This is a genomic window from Flavobacterium sp. NRK F10 (genome assembly GCF_024054235.1).
Taxonomy (GTDB): Bacteria; Bacteroidota; Bacteroidia; order Flavobacteriales; family Flavobacteriaceae; genus Flavobacterium; species Flavobacterium sediminis.
The window spans coordinates 3116922-3135841 of sequence record NZ_JAMXLC010000001.1 but is presented as its reverse complement, the minus strand read 5'-3'; the positions used below and the strand labels follow the sequence as shown (position 1 = coordinate 3135841).

Here is an 18920-nt window from a genome sequence, read left to right as displayed (position 1 = left end):
ATTTATTAACAATTCTGTTTAAAAAATGATAATAACTAAAGCTTTCTAAATTTTTATAATTAAATATTTTTTTGTCATTTAGTCATACAATAGCATTAAAGGCACATTTTTTGTTATTTTACCTATATCTTAGTATATTTACGAATAGATTTAAAATGTTATGGACGATAATTTTTCACCAAGAGTAAAAGATGTAATCTCATATAGTAAAGAAGAAGCTTTGCGCTTGGGGCACGACTTCATTGGCACAGAGCACCTTATGCTGGGGTTACTGCGAGAAGGTCAAGGCAAAGCCATGGTCATTCTGAACAATCTTGCGGTAGATTTTGATCATTTAAGACGAAAAGTTGAAATATTGAGTCCTGCCAATTCTTCAGGTTCTCAAAGTAATGACAAAAAAAATCTACACCTGACAAGACAAGCGGAAAGGGCTCTGAAAACAACTTTTTTAGAAGCAAAATTATACAATAGTTCTATCATAAGTACTGCGCATTTGTTACTTTGCATTTTAAGAAATGAAAATGACCCTACCACAAAACTATTGAACAAGTTAAAAATTGATTACGAAACAGTAAAGGAACAATATACAGCTATGTTAACAAACGAAAATGACTTTATAGACAACCTTCCGAAAGCTGAATCTTTTAATGATGATGCCGAAAATGATGATCTTTCTGCAAGAGGAGAAAGTTTCAATTCTCCATCATCCGGAAGCAAAGCCAATAAAAAGTCTAAAACCCCGGTTTTAGATAACTTTGGACGCGATTTAACAGAATTGGCTGAAGAAGGGAAATTAGACCCTGTAGTTGGCAGAGAAAAAGAAATTGAACGTGTTTCTCAAATATTAAGCAGAAGAAAGAAAAACAACCCTTTGCTTATAGGAGAACCGGGTGTGGGTAAATCAGCCATTGCTGAAGGCTTAGCGCTGCGAATCGTAAAGAAAAAAGTTTCCCGCATTCTATTCAATAAAAGAGTAGTGACTCTGGATTTAGCCAGTTTAGTTGCCGGAACCAAATACAGAGGACAGTTTGAAGAACGCATGAAAGCGGTCATGAACGAACTGGAAAAAAATGATGACATCATCCTTTTCATTGATGAGATCCACACGATCGTCGGTGCTGGTGGCGCCACTGGTTCACTTGATGCTTCAAACATGTTCAAACCTGCTTTAGCAAGAGGAGAAATTCAATGTGTGGGAGCAACAACATTAGACGAATACCGCCAATATATTGAGAAGGACGGTGCTCTGGAAAGACGTTTTCAAAAAGTAATCATTGAACCGACTTCTGTTGAAGAGACTATTACTATTTTGAACAACATCAAGGCTAAATATGAAGATCACCACAATGTTATCTATACACCGGAAGCTATTGAAGCCTGTGTTAAATTAACGAATCGTTATATGACCGACCGCTTCCTTCCGGACAAAGCTATTGATGCCTTAGACGAGGCCGGATCTCGTGTACATATAACCAATATTGATGTTCCGAAACAAATTCTGGAATTGGAACGCCAATTAGAAGAAGTTCGCGAAAATAAAAACAGTGTCGTCAAAAAGCAGAAATATGAAGAAGCCGCAAAATTACGTGACGACGAGAAAAAAATCGAAAAAGAATTAGCTATCGCTCAGGAAAAATGGGAAGAAGATTCTAAAAACAACAAAGTTGTTGTAACCGAAGACAATGTTGCCGACGTAGTTTCTATGATGACCGGTATTCCTGTTAATAGAATCGCTCAAACAGAAAGCAATAAATTAGCTAAACTTCCGGAATTGATTAAAGGAAAAGTTATCGGTCAGGATAATGCTGTTGAAAAAATTGCAAAAGCGATCCAGCGTAATCGTGCCGGATTAAAAGACCCGAACAAACCTATCGGTTCTTTTATATTCTTAGGATCAACCGGTGTCGGTAAAACACAATTAGCTAAAGTTTTAGCAAAAGAGTTATTTGACTCTGAAGATGCCTTGATACGAATTGACATGAGTGAATACATGGAAAAATTTGCCATTTCAAGATTAGTAGGTGCGCCTCCGGGATACGTCGGTTATGAAGAAGGCGGGCAATTGACCGAAAAAGTGAGAAGAAAACCTTATTGTGTTGTTCTGTTAGACGAAATTGAAAAAGCACATCCGGATGTATTCAACATGATGCTTCAGGTTCTAGATGACGGTCACTTAACCGACAGTTTAGGTCGTAAAATCGATTTTAGAAATACGATCATTATCATGACCTCTAATGTAGGAGCCCGTCAATTAAAAGACTTCGGACAAGGTGTCGGATTCGGAACATCTGCAAAAACAGCACAAGCAGACGAGCATTCAAAAGGAATCATTGAAAATGCCTTAAAAAAAGCATTTGCTCCGGAATTCCTAAACCGTATTGATGATGTTATTGTATTCAACTCTTTAGAAAAAGAAGATATCGACAAAATAATTGATATCGAAATGGCTAAGCTTTATGACCGCATAAAAGATTTAGGTTATAACTTAAAATTGTCTGAAAAAGCAAAAGACTATATTGCCGATAAAGGCTTTGACAAACAATTCGGAGCCAGACCTTTAAAAAGAGCGATCCAAAAATATGTAGAAGATGCTTTAGCAGAAGAGATCATAACCTCAAAAATTCACGAAGGAGATGAGATCTTTATGGATCTGGACGAAAAAAATAACGAACTGAATATTTCAATTAAGAAAAAAGAAAAACCTGCTGAATAAGCAGGTTTTCTTTTTTATAACAACTTCTTTTAAAATCAAAAAAAAGTAGTACTTTAGAAATATTTTTAATTCTATTTTCTATTCCATGTTAGACAAAGTTATTGTGGGTAGTGAAGAATGGTGCTCCTTCCCTACTTTAGGAATTCCAACTATTAAAGCTCGGGTAGACTCCGGAGCTAAAACTTCTGCTTTGCACGCTGTTAATATCAGACCTTTTCAGAAAGATAATGAAGAATGGGTAAAATTTGATATCAATCCTATTCAAAACAATGTTAAAACCGTTATCCATTGCGAAGCTCCTTTAATAGACCAACGCATTGTAAAAAGCTCAAGTGGTTTTCGGGAAAAGCGTTACGTTATCAGAACACAATTGGAGATCGGGGGCAAACACTGGGAAGTGGAAGTTACACTAACCAATCGCGATTCCATGGGATTCCGTATGTTGTTAGGTCGTGAAGCAATGTCCGGAAGAATTTTAGTAGATCCTGAAAAAAAATACGTTTTAGGTCAACCGACAAATGAAAAGCTCAAAGAATATTACTATTCTGACATCATCAACAAAAAAGGCTTACGAATAGGGCTTTTAGCCAGCAATCCCGAACTATACAGCAATAAACGCATCATAGAAGCCGGAGAACTGAGAGGGCACGAAATGCACTTTTTAAACATCAAATACTGCTACATGAAACTAGATGCCGAAACTCCTGAAATTCATTACAGAGGTGGTAAAGTTTTAAATGATTTTGATGCTATCATTCCCAGAATTCGTCCAAGTATGACTTATTACGGTTGTGCTTTAACCCGTCAATTTGAGGCCTTAAAAGTATTTACATTAAACAATGCAGCAGCTATTAGTCAATCCAGAGATAAATTATTTTCATTGCAACTGTTATTAAACAACGGAGTTGACATCCCTACCACAGGTTTTGCAAATTCACCTCTGGACACTGATGATTTGATTAAAATGGTTGGTGGCTCGCCGTTGATTGTAAAACTATTAGAAGGAACACAAGGGAAAGGCGTCGTTTTAGCAGAAACCAAAAAAGCAGCTGAATCCGTTATCAATGCATTTAAAAGTTTAAATGCTAATATTTTAGTTCAAGAATTCATCAAGGAAGCTAACGGTAAAGATCTACGCTTATTTGTAGTAGACGGAAAAGTAGTAGCTGCCATGCAACGCGAAGCAGCACCCGGCGAATTCAGAGCCAATATTCACATGGGAGGAACAGCTTCTATCGTTAAAGTTACTCCGGAAGAAAAGAAAATAGCCATTCGGGCTGCTAAAGCCATGAATCTGAAGGTGGCAGGAGTTGACATCATTCGTTCTACCAAAGGCCCTTTACTCTTAGAAGTGAATTCTTCTCCGGGCTTAGAAGGAATTGAAGGCGCTACACAGAAAGATATTGCCGGAGAAATGATCAAAGCCATTGAGAAAAATTTTAAATGGAAGTAAATGAAGAAAGAATACGGAATACCTTTAGTTTTACTTATTCTCGGAATGGTACTTACCATAATCGGTGCTTTATTTAAGCTAATGCACTGGCCGGGTGCAAAAATTATGCTTACAACCGGAATGCTCACGGAAGCCGGCGGTTTAATTTTCCTTATCGTAAGCATCATCAAAAACATGAAATAGCCTATGGAAATCTTAGTTAAAATTCTGATCGGATGCATTGCCCTGCTACACCTCTACATTCTTGTACTGGAAATGTTTCTGTGGACTACCCGTGGTCCTAAAGTTTTCAGAAGTTTCCCAAAAGACTTATTTGCCCCGACAAAAGCAATGGCAGCTAATCAAGGGCTGTATAATGGTTTCTTGGCAGCAGGATTACTTTGGTCCTTGCTTGTTTCTGATATTTTCTGGAGCAAAAATATAGCATTGTTTTTTCTGGGGTGTATAGCAATCGCGGGAATTTACGGCGCTTATTCAGCTTCAAAAAAAATATTATTTATACAAACATTACCGGCTTTAATTGCTATCATAGCTGTATTAGCAATTTAAAAACAATAACACTTTAATGAAAGACCATCTCTTAAAATACAGTGACTTTACTGAAAATGAGATCAATTACATTCTGAATCTGACAGAAGAGAAAGAATTTAAAAAGAAAGAACACATTCTTACATCAGGGGATAAAGAACTGTATCAATATTTCATTCTTAGCGGATGTATCAGAGGGTATATTATTGACTTTAACGGAAAAGAACACAATATCGAATTTGGTTTTCAAAATTATTGGTTCGGCGATATGGAAAGTTTTGCACACGGAACTGACGCTACTTACAATTATCAAGCATTGGAAGATCTGACCATTCTGGCAATCTCTAAAAGGAATTGGGATAAATTATCCGAAGAAATACCTGCTTTTATCAAATATACCAGTGAATTGTATCGCAATGCTATGATATTTCAACAAAAAAGAATCGCCGAACATTTTATACTAACTGCTGAACAACGCTACTTTAACCTTATCGCTAATCATCCGGATATTCTTCAACGAATTTCTTTAAAGAATATCGCCAGTTATCTAGGGATTACTGCCGAATTTATCAGTATTCTGAGAAAAAAATCAATCCAGAGATAATTTCTTAAACTACTTCAATTTTTTTTATTGTTATATAACGGAACTTTGTAGTGTAATTAAAAACAAAGTAATATAACATTTAAACAAAATGAAAAAGAATACAGATACAGGATTACTTATCCTAAGAATTTTGTTAGCCGTATTAATGATATTACACGGTATCGGTAAATTAAATGGCGGACTGGAATTTGTTAAAGGACTTCTCACCGAAAAAGGCTTACCTGCTTTTATAGCTTATGGTGCTTTAGTAGGTGAATTATTAGCTCCTATAGCTATATTAATCGGATTCAGAACCCGAATTGCAGCAGCAATTTATGCTATAAACTGTTTGGTCGCTATTTTCATGGTTCATAGCTCAATTCTTTTTACTCTAAGCGAAACCGGAGGTTGGGCTGTAGAACTTTTAGGCTTATACTTTTTCACTTCAGTAGCCTTATTCTTTACCGGAGCCGGAAAATATGCCATTTCAACAACGAATAACTGGGATTAATTAAAACTAGATATAAAATGAAAGCGTTAAAATCAATTAAACTACAATTTAGCAGTTATAATTACCGCTGTCAGCATGGTCAGTTGTTCAGATAACAAACAGATCGAAGAAAAATACCAAACTGAGATACAGACTTTAACATCTCAATTAGAGAAATTAGCAAAAGAAAACGAAGAAGTTGCGAAAAATCTAAAAACTTTCGACATGCTTGACTTTGTAGTCTACTCTACCCAAGAATGGAAAAGACTACACGAGAGTCACGCTAATGATATTTTAGTCCACTACCCTGACGGACACACAACTGTGGGTATTGAAGATCATATTAAAGAATTGGCACCCATGTTTGTCTTTGCTCCGGATACACGTATTGAGCAACATCCTATAAAATTAGGTTCAGGTACCATGACTGCTGTTGTAGGTGAACTTCTAGGAACGTTCACAGAACCTATGCCTATCGGAAATGGTAAATTCATCCCGCCTACAGGAAAAGCTTTTAAATTACCTATGTGTACTGTAGGACTTTGGAATGACAAAGGTGTTATGTATGAAGAATATCTTTTTTGGGACAATCAGGCCTTCTTAAAACAAATTGGTCTTGCTGAATAATAATAACAACTGACCAAAGCTCCAAAACAAACTTTAAACTAAAAAGCTCCGAAATTCGGAGCTTTTTATATTATAACATATTTTCATCGAGCTGTAAACTTTGCAGAAAAGCAACTGATTTTTCAATATCATAATGTAAAATCCTGTCTTCTTCCACAAAAGAAACTTCTTCTCTGTATGATTTCAGGAATGATTCAATGAACTCACTGGATTTTAACGGACGTCTGAATTCAATAGCTTGTGAAGCATTTAACAATTCAATAGCTAAAATTCGTTCCACATTTTCTACGATACGTAACGTTTTTGTTGCCGCATTGGCTCCCATACTCACATGATCTTCCTGACCGTTACTCGATACAATGCTATCAATACTTGCCGGTGTAGCCAATTGCTTATTTTGGCTTACAATACTTGCAGCAGTATATTGAGGAATCATAAAACCTGAATTCAATCCAGGATCATTCACTAGGAATGCCGGTAAATCACGTAATCCCGAGATCAATTGATATGTTCTTCTTTCAGATATATTTCCTAATTCTGCCAACGCTATCCCCATAAAATCCAATGCCAAAGCCAAAGGTTGTCCGTGAAAATTTCCTCCGGATATTATAACATCTTCGGCTGCAAAAATATTCGGGTTATCCGTTACAGAATTAATCTCTGTTCGAAATGCTTTTTTCGCGTAGTCAATAGCATCCTTACTTGCACCGTGAACTTGAGGAATACAACGGAACGAATACGGATCCTGAACATGCTTTTTAGATTGGGCTATAATTTCACTATCTTCTAGCAATTCCCTCATTCTTTCGGCAGTTTGAACCTGACCTTTATGCGGACGAACCAAATGAATTAATTCATTGAAGGGCTCTATTCTACCATCAAATGCTTCTAAAGAAATAGCACCGATCACGTCTGCCAGATAACATATCTTATTGGCTTTAATCAAACAAAATACACCAAAAGCACTCATGAACTGTGTACCGTTTAACAAAGCCAAGCCTTCTTTTGATTCCAGATGAATGGGATTCCATCCCATCTTTTCCAAAACTTTTTTCGTCGGTTGTCTGAAACCATCCGCATACACTTCGCCCTCACCTATTAAAGGCAAAGACAAATGTGCCAATGGAGCCAGATCTCCTGAAGCACCTAACGAACCTAACTCATAAACAACAGGTAAAACATTATTGTTATAAAAATCTATCAAACGCTGAACGGTAACCAACTGTACTCCGGAATGTCCGTAACTTAACGATTGGATTTTCAGCAACAACATGATCTTCACAATTTCCTGAGGTACTTCCGCGCCGGTACCGCAAGCATGTGATTTTACCAAATTGTTTTGTAATTGTGATAAGTTTTCTCCTGATATTTTTACATTACACAACGAACCGAAACCGGTATTGATACCATAGATAGGCGTTGCGTTATCTTTCATTTTCTGATCCAGATAAGCTCTGCATTTTTCGATATTTACAATAGCCTCCTCAGAAAGTGCCAACTGATAGTCACAAGAAATGATTTCGTTAATCCTATCTATCGACAATAAATCTGAACTTATATAATGAACATTTTCCATTCTAAAAATTTAAAGTCCAAAATTCAAAAAACCGCAACTAAAAAACAAATATTCCGGATACATTTATTGACACATCAACAAAAATTAACACTTAAATAATCCATTTTGAAATTTTATTGCATTTTTCATTACTATTTATTAAAACATCCGTAAAAATAATATTAAAAGTCAGAATTTCATAAATTTTATTAAATTTGCTATATGATTCAAAACCAGTCGAAATACAATTTCATTTCTATACCGCAAGTAATTACTTCATGCGGCATTTCGACTATTGTAACGATTACGGTTACAACTACTACCCCATTCGGGGTTTAATTTTCACATATCATCCACAGCCTGTATTGCTATTTTTTAGCAAGAAAATTTTCTATAATTTATTTATCGTATTATGTTAGTATTAAAGTTTGGAGGCACTTCTGTAGCCAATGCTCAAAATATAGGACTCGTTGCTGCTATCGTTCAGCAAAAAAAAGAGCTACAAAAGACACTCATTGTGGTATCGGCTTGTAGCGGGGTAACTGATCAACTGGTCCAATTGACCGTCTTAGTTGCTAATAAAGACAAAGAATACAAAACCAGATTACTAGCTCTGAAGCAGCAACATGAAAACCTGATTCACGAATTAGTTTTAGAATCAGATGATGCATTACAAAAAACAATTCGTAAACATTTTAAACACTTAGAAACACTACTGGAAGGCTGCTATCTTTTAGGAGATGTACAACCTAAAATTCACGATGCGATCATTGGTTACGGTGAATTACTCTCTTCAACCATTATTGCTGCTTTTTTTGCACAGCGATTCAACATTGAAAATCCGTTTGTAGACAGTCGTACTCTGATCGTAACTGATGAAAATTTTGGCAATGCCAATGTTTTCTACCCGGAAACCTATCAGCATATAGAAGATTATTTCTTTACTAATGATAAAACTTTATTTGTTTTACCCGGATTCATTGCCAGCTCCCGAAACGGAAGCAATACAACATTAGGACGTGGCGGTTCTGATTATACTGCAGCCATCTTAGCTAATGGTGTTTCAGCAACTGCTCTTGAGATCTGGACAGATGTCAGCGGAATGTATGCTGCCAATCCTAAGATCGTAAAACAAGCCCAGCCAATTCCTGCTATTTCATATCAGGAAGCCATGGAATTATCACATTTCGGGGCTAAAGTTTTATATCCGCCAACTATACAACCGGCTCTTAAAAAAGAAATACCGATCTGGATCAAAAATACATTTGCTCCTAACGAACACGGAACGCTTATTTCGAATCAGGAGAAAGATCTACAACAATCCGTAAAAGGAATCAGTAACATTGATAAGATCGCTTTATTAACGCTTGAAGGAGGCGGAATGGTTGGTGTCTCAGGCATAGCACGAAAATTATTCGAAACGCTTTCGTTACATCATATTAATGTTATCTTCATTACTCAGGCATCCTCAGAGCATTCGATCTGCATCGGAATTCTGGAAAATCAGGCCGAAAAAGCTAAAAAGTATGTCGATGAAGTTTTCAGTAAAGAAATAGCACACGGACAGCTCAACGCTTGTCAGTTAGAAAAAGAATTGAGCATTATTGCCCTTGTGGGAGACAACATGAAGAATCATCAAGGATTAAGCGGAAAAATGTTCAGTACATTGGGTCGAAACAACGTAAATGTCCGCGCTATTGCTCAAGGGGCTTCCGAACGAAATATTTCGGCTGTGATCAACTCAAAAGATGTTGTTAAAGCACTAAATGCTTTACATGAAGTATTTTTTGAATCTGTAACTAAACAATTGAACCTTTTTGTAGTCGGTGCTGGTAATGTAGGAAGTAAATTCATTGAACAAATAGCAAATCAGCAAGAGTTTTTAAAGCAAAACTTAAACATTTCTGTCCGCATTTTGGGCTTATCAAACAGCCGTAAAATGTATTTTAACAAAGAAGGAATTGACCTGAACAATTGGAAAAAGACTTTAGAAAACGGCAAAAAAGCTTCACTTTCAGAGTTTGTGTCACAGATCAAAGAAATCAATGTTCGCAACAGTATATTTGTTGATAATACTGCTGATGCCGAAGTTTCAACCTGGTACAACACTTGTTTAAAAAGCAGTATTGCAGTGGTAACTTGTAACAAAATTGCCTGTTCGTCTCCGCTTGATAATTACAGAGAACTGAAAGAATTAGTACGTCAATATAAAGTTCCTTTTTTATACGAAACCAATGTGGGAGCCGGTTTACCAATCATTGACACCCTGAAAAACTGTATTGCCAGTGGCGATAGAATTCATAAAATCCAAGCGGTTCTATCAGGAAGTTTAAACTTTATTTTTAATAATTTCACTGAAAGTAACACTTTTACTAATGTAGTCAAACAAGCTCAAATTGAAGGGTATACTGAGCCTGATCCTAAAATTGATTTAAGTGGTGTTGATGTAATGCGTAAACTACTAATTCTAATTCGGGAAAGTGGTTATGCTTATGAAATGAGCGATATTGCTAACGAAAGCTTCTTACCTGAAGAATGTTTAAAAACAACTTCAGTAAATGACTTTTTACACAGCTTAGAAACCCATAAAGAGCATTTTAACACTTTATTAAAAGAAGCGAAGGAAAAAGAATGTCGCTTAAAATATGTCGCGCAATTTGATAACGGAAAAGCTTCAGTAGGCTTACAGTTCATTGCTAAGGATCATCCTTTTTATCATTTAGACGGAAAAGATAATATTGTATTATTCTACACTGATCGCTACAAAGAACAACCTTTACTCATCAAAGGTGCAGGTGCAGGTGCTGAAGTAACAGCTTCCGGAATTTTTGCAGATGTAATACGTGTAGGTAACTTTTAAAAAATTGATTATGAATGAAGTAAAAGTATTTTGTCCGGCAACAGTAGCCAATCTTTCTTGTGGTTTCGATATCATCGGACTATGTTTAGAAGGCATTGGCGACGAAATGGTTTTTCGCAAAAAAGAATTGCCGGGAGTTACAATCACTCAAATTACCGGAGCTGATTTACCCTACGAAACTGCAAAGAACGTTGCCGGAGTAGCCGCACAAGCTTTAGTCGATCACTTACAGCTCGATTATGGTTTTGAAATTGAAATTCACAAAAAAATAAAAGTCGGAAGCGGTATCGGAAGTAGTGCTGCCAGTGCTGCCGGAGCAGTTTACGGCATTAACCTTTTAGCAGGCAGTCCATTAACAAAAAAAGAATTAGTTCCATTTGCCATGATAGGTGAAGCCATAGCTAGTGGCTCCCTACATGCTGATAATGTGGCTCCGGCTCTTTTAGGAGGCTTTTCCTTAATCAGAGGATACGAACCTTTAGATCTGATCAATATCGAAAGTCCGAGTGAACTATATGTTGTCGTTATTCATCCGCATATTGAAGTTAAAACTTCTGAAGCCAGAGCTGTTTTACCTGAAAAAGTACCGCTAAAAAGTGCTATTACCCAGTGGGGCAATGTAGCCGGATTAATAGCCGGATTGTACACCGAAAATTATGAACTCATCGGTCGTTCAGTAGTAGATGTCATTGTAGAGCCAGCACGTAAAAATCTGATTCCTCATTTTGAAGAATTAAAACAAAGTGCTCTACAAAACGGCGCCTTAAATTCCGGGATATCCGGTTCTGGTCCTTCAATTTTTGCTTTATGTAAAGGAAGTCAAATAGCTAATATCGTTAGAAATACATTCAATGAATTAGGAAAAGAATTTTACACTTCTTTTGATGTTCATTGTTCCAAAGTAAATAATACCGGTGTAATAATTATATAATTCGTAAATTTAAAAATGAAATATTTCAGTACCAATAATCACAATATAAAAGTTCGTTTTAAAGACGCTGTAATACACGGATTAGCGCCTGATAAAGGTTTGTATTTTCCAGAGGAAATTCCGCAATTACCACAAAGTTTTTTTGATACTATCGAAAATCTTTCCGATACCGAAATTGCTTATACCGTTTTACAGCCTTTCATTGGCGACGAAATTCCGGAATATGCCTTAAAAGAAATTATCAGTGAAACCCTGACTTTTGATTTTCCGGTTGTCAAAGTGACTGACCATTTGTATTCATTAGAACTCTTCCACGGACCTACACTGGCTTTCAAAGATGTCGGCGCCCGATTCATGTCGCGCTGTTTGGGCTATTTTAATAGAAATTCCAATGAAAATGTAACAGTTTTAGTAGCTACTTCCGGTGATACGGGTGGTGCGGTTGCCAATGGATTTTTAGGCGTTAAAGGTGTTAAAGTGGTTATCCTCTACCCTTCTAAACGCGTAAGTGATATTCAGGAGAAACAATTGACCACTTTAGGCGGTAATATTTTTGCTTTAGAAGTAAAAGACACTTTTGATACATGTCAAAACATGGTAAAAAAAGCCTTTTTAGATAATTCTTTAAAAAAATACAATCTGACTTCTGCTAATTCTATCAATGTAGCACGTTGGTTACCCCAAATGATCTACTATTTTGTAGCCTACAAAAAACTGAAAAAACTACAACAAAAAGTAGTTATTTCTTGCCCAAGTGGAAACTTCGGCAACATTTGTGCCGGCTTATTAGCTTACAAAATGGGATTACCTATTGAACAATTTATCGCGGCAACGAATGCTAACAATACGGTTCCCCGCTTTTTAGAAACCGAAGAATATTTACCGTCGCAAACGGTTGCCACATTATCAAATGCTATGGATGTGAGCAATCCGAGTAATTTTGTGCGTATTCTGGAATTATTCCATCAGAATGTTCCGGAATTGAAATCTGTCTTTTCTTCTTATTCGTTCAACGATTCACAAACGAAAAAAGCGATACAAGAATTATATTCTGAATATGAATATGTTGCCGATCCACATGGTGCTGTTGGTTATTTAGGAACACAGAAAGCAACGATTCCAAATAGCGTGAAGGTATTTTTGGAAACTGCACATCCCATCAAATTTAAAGATGCTGTAGAACAAGTTATTGGTAAAGAATTGCCGTTACCCGATGATATTTCGGCTATTATTGATAAAGAGAAAAAATCGATTGTAATTGAGAATTACGAAGAACTCAAAGAAAGTTTGGCTTTAATTTACAAATAACGCAATAGAAAACACTAAAAACTTTGTATTTCATAAACTTGTACACATTGGATAAAAAGAATACTTTAGCACCTTAAAATAAACGAACTACTAAATGAAAAATACAGCTTTAACTCATGTTCATGAAAAATTAGGCGCTAAAATGGTTCCCTTTGCAGGCTTTAATATGCCGGTACAATACGAAGGGGTAAACGCAGAACACGAAATCGTTCGCAATGGTGTGGGGGTGTTTGATGTTTCACACATGGGAGAATTCTTCCTAAAAGGAGAAAATGCATTGGCATTAATTCAAAAAGTAACGTCAAATGACGCTTCTAAATTGGTTGACGGAAAAGCACAATATTCTTGTTTGCCTAATGCCGAAGGTGGAATTGTTGACGATCTGATTGTGTATAAAATTGCCGACAATGATTATATGTTAGTGGTAAACGCTTCTAACATTGAAAAAGACTGGAACTGGATCTCTAAGCACAATGATCTTGGGGTTGAAATGACAAATGCTTCTGACGAATATTCGTTATTAGCCATTCAAGGACCTAAAGCGGCTGAAGCTATGCAAAGCTTAACGGCTATTGATTTGCTTAATATGGGCTATTACACGTTCCAAATCGGTGAATTTGCCGGGATAAAAGACGTAATTGTTTCCGCTACAGGATACACAGGTTCGGGCGGATTTGAAATCTATTTCAAAAATGAAGACGCAGAACAAATCTGGAATAAAGTTTTTGAAGCCGGAGCTTCTTTTGGCATAAAACCTATCGGTTTAGCCGCACGTGATACATTGCGTTTAGAAATGGGCTTCTGTTTATACGGAAATGATATTGATGACACTACCTCTCCGATCGAAGCCGGATTGGGTTGGATCACAAAATTTGATAAAGAATTCACTAATTCTGAAAACCTGAAAAAGCAAAAAGAAGAAGGTGTATCCAGAAAATTAGTCGGATTTGAATTAGTGGAAAGAGGAATTCCCCGCCACGATTACGAAATTGTTGATGCTAATGGCACAGTTATTGGAAAAGTAACATCAGGAACACAATCACCTTCTTTAGGTAAAGCTATTGGTTTAGGGTACGTTCCTACAGCTTTATCAAGCGTGGATTCTGAAATTTTTATCCGAATCCGAAACAAGGACATTAAAGCAAAAGTGGTTAAACTTCCGTTTTACAAGAAATAAATGAAAAGAATTTTACTAGTTGGACTTTTTTTACACTCTCTTTTAAGTTTTACACAAGAAAATTTTTGTAAAAAAGTTACGGCTATTAAAAATTTGATTCAAACGCAACATTATCAGCCTAAACCGATAGATGACAGTCTATCGGTTTATGTTTTTAATACTGTCATCAATAACTTTGACACTCCCCGATTTGTTTTAACAAAAAGTGAATACGATCGTTTAAGTCGGCACCGACTCAAGATTGACGATTACATTTTAGAAGGGAACTGTAACTTTATCAAAGATTTTGAACAAATATTGCAAAACGGTATCAGCCGAAAAATAGCAATGATCAAAGCCATTGAAAAAGAAATTTCCAGTGTTAATGTCACTCAAACTATTGAATTTTCCAATAAAAAGTTTGAATATCTTACAACCGAAAATGAAATCAAGAATCTTTTAAAGAAAAAGATCATTTTTGATATTCTTTACGAAATTGCACAAACTTCCAAAAACAAAGATTCTATTGTTTTAAACTTTGCTCAGCTACAAAAGCAATACAAAAAACAAACTTTTGAAGAATATTATTGCTTAGGCGAACACAAAATGGCAACTCCTGATACTTTTTCAACGGAAATTGAAGATTTGTTCTTAAAAGCTTTCAGTCAGTACTTTGATCCGCATACGACTTATCTGTCTCAAAATGACAGAACCACTTTTTTAAATGGCGTAAGCGAGGACAATGCTTCATTCGGATTGCACTTTGCTATTAACAACAGTAATGAGTTCTATGTTGCGGAAATTATTCCCGGAAGCTCTGCCTTTGACAGTGATGCCATTGAACCATTTGATAAATTGGTAAAAGTAAAAACGATGAATGGTGATGAAGTTTTCGCCAACTGCTCTACTTTTGATATCATTCAGAATTATTTACAATCTCAAGAATTTAAAAATTTACTTTTTTCATTTGAAAAAAAGGATGGCACTACCTACGAAGTCCAATTGGTTAAAAAAAATATCAAATCCATTCAAAACAAATGCTACAGCTATGTTATGGATTATGAAGGCAAAAAATTAGGCTACCTTAATATCCCTAGTTTCTATACAGATGAGAATGGTAGTAATACAATGACTAACGACGTAGCTATAGAACTTTTAAACCTGAAAAAAGATAACATACAAGGATTGATCATCGATCTGAAAAATAATGGCGGAGGTGATATCAATGAAGCCATAAAATTAAGCGGAATGTTTATAGACATTGGTCCGGTTGCTGTCATGACCCAAAAGAACGGTAACAATATGCTGCTCAGAGACGTTAACAGAGGCTCTTTTTACAGAGGACCTATGATCGTATTGGTAAACGGAAATTCGGCTTCAGGAAGCGAATTTTTTGCCAATGCCATGCAGGATTACAAAAGGGCTTTACTTGTGGGTAGTAAAACTTTCGGCAAAGCAACCATGCAGCAAATTTTCCCACTGGATTCTACTTCAACTGTAACAGATTATGTTAAGATCACTACTGAAAAATTCTATAGAGTAACCGGAAAAAGCAATCAAAAAACAGGATTATTACCCGATGTCGAAATTCCTGATATCTTCGATACTTTCAGTAAGAAAGAGGACAAACTGGACAATGCTTTACCAAACGATTCTATTGAAAATAAAACCCGTTTTCAGCCGTTACATACCAACTTTTCTAAAATCGCTGCGAACAGTCAAAAAAGAGTAACTGCCAGTCAATACTATCAAACGGTCACTAATTATCAAGATTATTTCAATACCATTTTCAAAAAAAACACCTCTGAGAAGATCACATTGACTATTGACGGAGTATTCAATTATGTGCACAAGCACGATGCCGTTTTTGATTCTTTTAAAGGTATAGCAAGCCAAACTTACGTTTCAACCATCACTCCTACTTCTACTGATCTCGAAAAATTAAAGTTCGATACCGTATTGAATGAAATTTCAAACAAAAGAATTGAACAACTTAAACGAAATTTTGATATCTTAGAATCAGCTAAAATTTTAGTTGAACTAAATACCAAATAAACATGAAAATAGTTCTATTCTTTGTGTCATTGATCAGTATGACACAGCTTCTTTCAGCTCAGGAATTTAAAGATGCCGGAGAATATCTGACGTACGTCAGTAAAATTGAAAAACCGATTTCCAAAGAAATGTGGAAATATACTAAAACCGTTGCCCATTCTAAAAGTGCCAAACGCATTGATAACGTCAGAAAAAATCTCATCAAAACCATTCAAACGGCAAAAGCTACTTTAGAAAAGAATACAAATGGTTTTAATGGCGATCTTGAGTTTCGAGATCAGGTTATTGACTATTTTAGTTTTTCTGAGTTAATGATCAAAGAAGAATACGCTAAGATCATTGATTTACAGGAAATAGCGGAACAGTCGTATGATTACATGGAAGCTTACATTACAACTCGGGAATTAGTTAACGACAAGATCGATGCGGAACATGAAAAATTAGATGCTGCCCAACAGGCTTTTGCTGCTAAATATAAAGTTAATCTGCTTGAATCTGCAGAAGATACTGATATTGAAAAGAAGATGAAGATCTCCGGAGATGTCTTTAAGTACCACAGCAATCTATACCTGATTTTCTTTAAGTGTAATTACACCGATGTTTTATTAGACAGCTCTATAAAAAACAAAGACATTGCTGCCATTCAGCAAAATGCTAATGCCTTGCAACAATATGCAGAAGAAGGCATAGCTAAAATAACTGAGTTTGCACCTATAGAAGGCGACAAAACATTAGCTAACGAAACCATAAAATGTATGGAAATGTATCAAAAAATAGCTTCCGAATACGCTCCTAAAATGATTGATTTTTATACGTTCAATGCTAAGTTTGAAGATGTAAAAGTATCCTTGGAACGAAAATCAGAAAAGGAAAGAACTAAAGAAGAACTAGACAACTATAACCAAATGGTCAAAGAGATCAATCATAAAATAAATGATTACAACAAAGCCAACTCTGATGTGACCAACATGCGGAATACCTATATCAATAAATGGAATGTAACCGGAGAGCAATACATTTCCAAACACGTTCCGAGTGAATAAAAGTCATAAAAAAGCGTTTTAGAAATCTAAAACGCTTTTTTTATCTATTTTTTACAAGATTATAACTTAAGAACAGCACCTACATTAAATGTGCTGTATGTGTTTTTCAATGTATAAGGAGCATCTTTAGGAACTTCCGTTAAACCTGTCATTCCCTGATAATCGATCAGAATGCTAAAACTTTCATTAACTTCAATTTTATATCCGATTCCGTAGTTTAATCCTAATTGGGAATGAATTAACCTGATCTTTTACATCAAAATCATTGATCCCTGCAGCTGTTAAGAAACCGAAACTAGGACCAAAATTCAAGTTCCACTTACGAGTACTTCCGAAATGCCAGTTTGCATTTACAGGAATTGTCAGGTAATGCAATTTCTCTTTTATCGTTCCTACACTATTCCCCATGTACCCTCTATACTTACTTCCCATAGTTTGGTAAAACAAGCCTGAACGTATACTCCAACGGTTATTAAAAAAGAAATCTGCGTCTGCTCCTATATTAACGCTTGACAATGCTGAATTACTGATGTCTTCATCGCTGTAATAATTTGATGAAGCATAACCGATCTTCGGCGTTAATTCTATAGCACCTTTCTCTCTCTTTTGTGCATAGAATGCAGCACTAAACAATACTAAACCTGTTACAAGTAGTTTTCTCATAATGTATTTTTTACGGCAGTAAATATATTACAAAAACTTAGAGCACAAAAAAAGATAAACATTTTTTTATTTTTTTAAGGAATTACTAAATTTGCCTGACAAAATAAAACATTAGAAATGGGAAGAGCCTTTGAATTTAGAAAAGCACGTAAAATGAAACGTTGGTCGGCAATGGCTAAAACGTTTACAAGAATTGGTAAAGATATCGTTATTGCTGTTAAAGAAGGTGGACCAAATCCTGAAACAAATTCCAGATTAAGAGCTGTTATTCAAAATGCCAAGGCGGCTAACATGCCTAAAGACAATGTTGAAAGAGCTATTAAAAAAGCATCTGATAAAGATACTGCTAATTATAAAGAAGTTTTGTTTGAAGGTTATGCACCGCACGGTATTGCCATTTTGATTGAAACGGCTACTGACAATAACAACAGAACGGTTGCTAACATCAGAAGTTATTTCAATAAATGTAACGGTACTTTAGGTACTCAAGGATCGGTTGAATTTATGTTTGACCATACTTGTAACTTCAGAATTCCGGCAGAAGGTCAGGATGTAGAGGAATTAGAATTAGAAATGATCGATTTCGGTGTAGAAGAGATCTTTGCTGATGAAGACGGAATTGTAATGTATGCTCCTTTTGAAAGTTTCGGTGCCATTCAAAAAGAATTAGAGCACAGAGGTCTTGAAATTCTTTCTTCCGGATTTGACCGAATTCCGCAAGTTACTAAAGAGCTTAGCCCTGAAGAAGTAGCTGATGTGGAAAAATTATTAGAAAAGATTGAAGAAGATGACGATGTGATGAATGTATACCACACGATGCAGGAATCTTCAGAAGAGTAATTTTCTTTTAAAATACAACATAAAAAATACCGGCTTGATTAAGACCGGTATTTTTTTATTCAAATTTTAGAAATATACTTGCTATAAAATAAACTGAGGTATTACTTGTAACCAG

General features: G+C 35.7%; 16 protein-coding genes. 14 read left to right on the top strand and 2 right to left on the bottom strand.

Features of this window, described 5'->3' with window-relative positions:
* Positions 1-160 precede the first annotated feature (160 nt).
* From NHF50_RS14275 to NHF50_RS14245, 7 genes are all read left to right on the top strand, one after another.
* A complete protein-coding gene (locus tag NHF50_RS14275) occupies positions 161-2713 on the top strand; it encodes an ATP-dependent Clp protease ATP-binding subunit (protein WP_109570289.1) in 2553 nt (850 codons plus the stop codon).
* A gap of 85 nt (positions 2714-2798) precedes the next feature.
* The gene (gene rimK / locus NHF50_RS14270; protein ID WP_109570288.1) at positions 2799-4166 is read left to right on the top strand and encodes a 30S ribosomal protein S6--L-glutamate ligase; all 1368 of its coding nucleotides are present in this window, start codon (positions 2799-2801) and stop codon (positions 4164-4166) included.
* Positions 4167-4349, top strand: coding sequence for a hypothetical protein (locus tag NHF50_RS14265; RefSeq protein WP_252777079.1), 183 nt, complete (start codon positions 4167-4169; stop codon positions 4347-4349). It begins immediately after the preceding gene.
* 3 nt (positions 4350-4352) lie between these two features.
* Complete coding sequence (locus NHF50_RS14260) at positions 4353-4715, top strand: DUF1304 domain-containing protein (protein ID WP_109570286.1); 363 nt, start codon at positions 4353-4355, stop codon at positions 4713-4715.
* A gap of 16 nt (positions 4716-4731) precedes the next feature.
* Positions 4732-5298, top strand: a complete 567-nt coding sequence (locus tag NHF50_RS14255; protein WP_252777077.1) for a Crp/Fnr family transcriptional regulator — start codon at positions 4732-4734, stop codon at positions 5296-5298.
* A gap of 88 nt (positions 5299-5386) precedes the next feature.
* Positions 5387-5788 (top strand): DoxX family protein, encoded by a 402-nt coding sequence (locus tag NHF50_RS14250; RefSeq protein ID WP_109570284.1) that lies wholly within the window; start codon positions 5387-5389, stop codon positions 5786-5788.
* A 75-nt stretch (positions 5789-5863) separates the two neighbouring features.
* A complete protein-coding gene (locus NHF50_RS14245; protein WP_252777075.1) occupies positions 5864-6394 on the top strand; it encodes an ester cyclase in 531 nt (176 codons plus the stop codon).
* A 70-nt stretch (positions 6395-6464) separates the two neighbouring features.
* On the opposite strand, the gene hutH is transcribed toward NHF50_RS14245, so the two are convergent.
* Positions 6465-7970 carry a histidine ammonia-lyase gene (gene hutH, locus NHF50_RS14240; RefSeq protein ID WP_252777073.1) on the bottom strand — a complete coding sequence of 502 codons (1506 nt, stop codon included), beginning with the start codon at positions 7968-7970 and terminating at the stop codon, positions 6465-6467.
* 391 nt (positions 7971-8361) lie between these two features.
* Between hutH and thrA the strand changes: the two genes are divergently transcribed.
* The 6 genes from thrA to NHF50_RS14210 all read left to right on the top strand — a co-directional run bounded on the left by thrA (position 8362) and on the right by NHF50_RS14210 (position 17302).
* Positions 8362-10809, top strand: coding sequence for a bifunctional aspartate kinase/homoserine dehydrogenase I (gene thrA / locus NHF50_RS14235; RefSeq protein ID WP_252777072.1), 2448 nt, complete (start codon positions 8362-8364; stop codon positions 10807-10809).
* 10 nt (positions 10810-10819) lie between these two features.
* The gene (locus NHF50_RS14230; protein ID WP_252777070.1) at positions 10820-11740 is read left to right on the top strand and encodes a homoserine kinase; all 921 of its coding nucleotides are present in this window, start codon (positions 10820-10822) and stop codon (positions 11738-11740) included.
* 15 nt (positions 11741-11755) lie between these two features.
* Positions 11756-13048 carry a threonine synthase gene (thrC, locus tag NHF50_RS14225; RefSeq protein WP_109570279.1) on the top strand — a complete coding sequence of 431 codons (1293 nt, stop codon included), beginning with the start codon at positions 11756-11758 and terminating at the stop codon, positions 13046-13048.
* A gap of 94 nt (positions 13049-13142) precedes the next feature.
* Positions 13143-14225 carry a glycine cleavage system aminomethyltransferase GcvT gene (gene gcvT / locus NHF50_RS14220; protein ID WP_252777069.1) on the top strand — a complete coding sequence of 361 codons (1083 nt, stop codon included), beginning with the start codon at positions 13143-13145 and terminating at the stop codon, positions 14223-14225.
* A gap of 93 nt (positions 14226-14318) precedes the next feature.
* Positions 14319-16259 (top strand): S41 family peptidase, encoded by a 1941-nt coding sequence (locus NHF50_RS14215; RefSeq protein WP_170108219.1) that lies wholly within the window; start codon positions 14319-14321, stop codon positions 16257-16259.
* Positions 16260-16261: 2 nt separating this feature from the next.
* Positions 16262-17302: a hypothetical protein gene (locus NHF50_RS14210; protein ID WP_252777067.1), complete on the top strand. Its 1041-nt coding sequence runs from the start codon at positions 16262-16264 to the stop codon at positions 17300-17302.
* A gap of 198 nt (positions 17303-17500) precedes the next feature.
* Here NHF50_RS14210 and NHF50_RS14205 read toward each other — a convergent pair whose 3' ends face one another.
* Complete coding sequence (locus NHF50_RS14205) at positions 17501-17965, bottom strand: outer membrane beta-barrel protein (RefSeq protein ID WP_252777066.1); 465 nt, start codon at positions 17963-17965, stop codon at positions 17501-17503.
* A 117-nt stretch (positions 17966-18082) separates the two neighbouring features.
* On the opposite strand from NHF50_RS14205, the gene NHF50_RS14200 reads away from it, so the two are divergent.
* A complete protein-coding gene (locus NHF50_RS14200) occupies positions 18083-18805 on the top strand; it encodes a YebC/PmpR family DNA-binding transcriptional regulator (RefSeq protein WP_109570275.1) in 723 nt (240 codons plus the stop codon).
* The last annotated feature ends 115 nt before the right edge of the window (positions 18806-18920 follow it).

What these genes read in the sequence shown, in the direction of transcription:
- NHF50_RS14275 (WP_109570289.1), top strand. Translation starts at nt 161, where the DNA reads ATGGACGATAATTTTTCACCAAGAGTAAAAGATGTAATCTCATATAGT.
- rimK (WP_109570288.1), top strand. Translation starts at nt 2,799, where the DNA reads ATGTTAGACAAAGTTATTGTGGGTAGTGAAGAATGGTGCTCCTTCCCT.
- NHF50_RS14265 (WP_252777079.1), top strand. Translation starts at nt 4,167, where the DNA reads ATGAAGAAAGAATACGGAATACCTTTAGTTTTACTTATTCTCGGAATG.
- NHF50_RS14260 (WP_109570286.1), top strand. Translation starts at nt 4,353, where the DNA reads ATGGAAATCTTAGTTAAAATTCTGATCGGATGCATTGCCCTGCTACAC.
- NHF50_RS14255 (WP_252777077.1), top strand. Translation starts at nt 4,732, where the DNA reads ATGAAAGACCATCTCTTAAAATACAGTGACTTTACTGAAAATGAGATC.
- NHF50_RS14250 (WP_109570284.1), top strand. Translation starts at nt 5,387, where the DNA reads ATGAAAAAGAATACAGATACAGGATTACTTATCCTAAGAATTTTGTTA.
- NHF50_RS14245 (WP_252777075.1), top strand. Translation starts at nt 5,864, where the DNA reads ATGGTCAGTTGTTCAGATAACAAACAGATCGAAGAAAAATACCAAACT.
- hutH (WP_252777073.1), bottom strand. Translation starts at nt 7,970, where the DNA reads ATGGAAAATGTTCATTATATAAGTTCAGATTTATTGTCGATAGATAGG.
- thrA (WP_252777072.1), top strand. Translation starts at nt 8,362, where the DNA reads ATGTTAGTATTAAAGTTTGGAGGCACTTCTGTAGCCAATGCTCAAAAT.
- NHF50_RS14230 (WP_252777070.1), top strand. Translation starts at nt 10,820, where the DNA reads ATGAATGAAGTAAAAGTATTTTGTCCGGCAACAGTAGCCAATCTTTCT.
- thrC (WP_109570279.1), top strand. Translation starts at nt 11,756, where the DNA reads ATGAAATATTTCAGTACCAATAATCACAATATAAAAGTTCGTTTTAAA.
- gcvT (WP_252777069.1), top strand. Translation starts at nt 13,143, where the DNA reads ATGAAAAATACAGCTTTAACTCATGTTCATGAAAAATTAGGCGCTAAA.
- NHF50_RS14210 (WP_252777067.1), top strand. Translation starts at nt 16,262, where the DNA reads ATGAAAATAGTTCTATTCTTTGTGTCATTGATCAGTATGACACAGCTT.
- NHF50_RS14205 (WP_252777066.1), bottom strand. Translation starts at nt 17,965, where the DNA reads ATGAGAAAACTACTTGTAACAGGTTTAGTATTGTTTAGTGCTGCATTC.
- NHF50_RS14200 (WP_109570275.1), top strand. Translation starts at nt 18,083, where the DNA reads ATGGGAAGAGCCTTTGAATTTAGAAAAGCACGTAAAATGAAACGTTGG.